Source organism: Sphingomonas sp., from assembly GCF_031380695.1.
GTDB lineage: Bacteria > Pseudomonadota > Alphaproteobacteria > Sphingomonadales > Sphingomonadaceae > Sphingomicrobium.
Window position 1 is genome coordinate 1 of sequence record NZ_JANMWY010000115.1, and the last position, 1,641, is coordinate 1,641.

Genomic DNA, 1,641 nt, shown 5'->3' on the forward strand with positions numbered 1-1,641 from the left:
GCCAGCGTCGGCGCGCCCGAGGGGGCGTTGACGACGCCGATGTCCTTCTTGAAGACCCCGCGCTTGAAGCCGGTGCCGACCGCCTTGGAAAAGGCTTCCTTGGCCGCGAAGCGCTTGGCCAGCGTGGCGGCGCGGGTGAACGAGCGGCGCTCGGCCTTGGCGCGTTCGACCGGCGTGAAGACGCGGTTGAGGAAGCGCTCGCCGAAGCGATCGAGCGACGCCTGGATCCGCTCGATATTGCACAGGTCGGAGCCGATGCCGATGATCATGAATTCCCTCTCCCGGCGGGAGAGGGAGGGAGCGCGAAGCGCGGAGGGGTGAGGGTGATGGTGATGGATGGATCGTCACCCTCACCTTCCGCCGCCTTCGGCGCGGGCCCCTTCCTCTCCCGGGGGAAGAGGAGATTCACCGCGCTTCATCCATCAGCGCCCGCATCCGCTTCACACTCGCCTCGAGCCCCGTAAAAATCGCCTCGCCGATCAGGAAGTGGCCGATGTTGAGTTCGGCGATCTGCGGGATGGCGGCGATCGGGGCGACATTGGCGAAGGTCAGGCCGTGGCCGGCGTGCGGTTCGATGCCGTTCTTGGCGGCGAGCGCGGCGGCGTCGGCAATGCGCTTCAGTTCCACCACCGCATCCTCGCCCGTCCCATGGGCGAAGCGCCCAGTGTGATATTCGACCACCGGGGCGGCGAGGCGCAAGGCGGCATCGACCTGCCGCTCGCTCGGTTCGATGAACAGACTGACGCGGATACCGGCGGCGGTCAGCTGGTCGACGAACGGCTGGAGCGTGGCGAACTGCCCGGCCGCGTCGAGCCCGCCCTCGGTCGTCCGTTCCTCGCGCTTTTCGGGGACGATGCACGCGGCGTGAGGGCGGTGGGCGAGCGCGATGGCGAGCATCTCCGGCGTCGCCGCCATCTCCAGGTTGAGCGGCAGGTCGATCTCCGCCATCAGCCGGTCGAGGTCGCGGTCGGTGATGTGGCGCCGGTCCTCGCGCAAATGGGCGGTGATGCCGTCAGCCCCGGCGCGAGCGGCGGCATGGGCGGCACGCACCGGGTCGGGATGCTCGCCCCCGCGCGCATTCCGGATGGTCGCGACATGGTCGATGTTGACCCCCAGGCGGAGTTTGCGGGTCATGCGGCCGCTCGACTCCCTGGCTTGATCGCGGGAATTGCGGCAAGTGCGGGCGGCAGGGCGTCGGCGGCGTAGGTCGGCACGTCGAGGCGAATCAGCGACGTGTAGGGGACGCCGAGGTCGACGCTGCCATTAGACCGGTCGACCAGGCTCGCCGCGCCGACGACGGTGCCGCCGGCCGCCTCGATCGCCAGAATCGCCTCGCGCGACGACAGGCCGGTGGTGACGACATCCTCGACCATCAGCACGCGCGTGCCGGAATCGAGGGCGAAGCCGCGGCGCAGCGCGAATATCCCGTCGGGACGCTCGACGAACATCGCCGGTCTGCCCAGCGCGCGGCCCATTTCATGGCCGATGATGACGCCGCCCATCGCCGGAGAGACGACCGCGTCGATTCCGACATCGGGCAGCTTGGCGGCGAGCGCGCGGGCGAGCCGCTCGGCCCGGGCGCCGTCCATCAGGACCCGGGCGCATTGCAGGTAGCGCGGGCTGTGGAGCCCCGATGAAAGG

3 protein-coding genes are annotated in these 1,641 nt (G+C 69.8%); all 3 read right to left on the reverse strand.

What is annotated here, in order from left to right; translation table 11 throughout:
* Positions 1-269: holo-ACP synthase (gene acpS, locus RMN84_RS04280; RefSeq protein ID WP_309610963.1), on the reverse strand; the 269-nt coding region annotated here is incomplete at its 3' end.
* A gap of 136 nt (positions 270-405) precedes the next feature.
* Positions 406-1,134, reverse strand: coding sequence for a pyridoxine 5'-phosphate synthase (locus tag RMN84_RS04285; protein WP_309610964.1), 729 nt, complete (start codon positions 1,132-1,134; stop codon positions 406-408).
* The coding region (gene pyrE / locus RMN84_RS04290; protein WP_309610965.1) for an orotate phosphoribosyltransferase at positions 1,131-1,641 on the reverse strand (511 nt) is incomplete at its 5' end. The genes pyrE and RMN84_RS04285, both read right to left, overlap by 4 nt.

Excerpts from the sequence above, each read along its gene's own strand:
- RMN84_RS04285 (WP_309610964.1), bottom strand. The coding sequence starts at position 1,134 with ATGACCCGCAAACTCCGCCTGGGGGTCAACATCGACCATGTCGCGACC.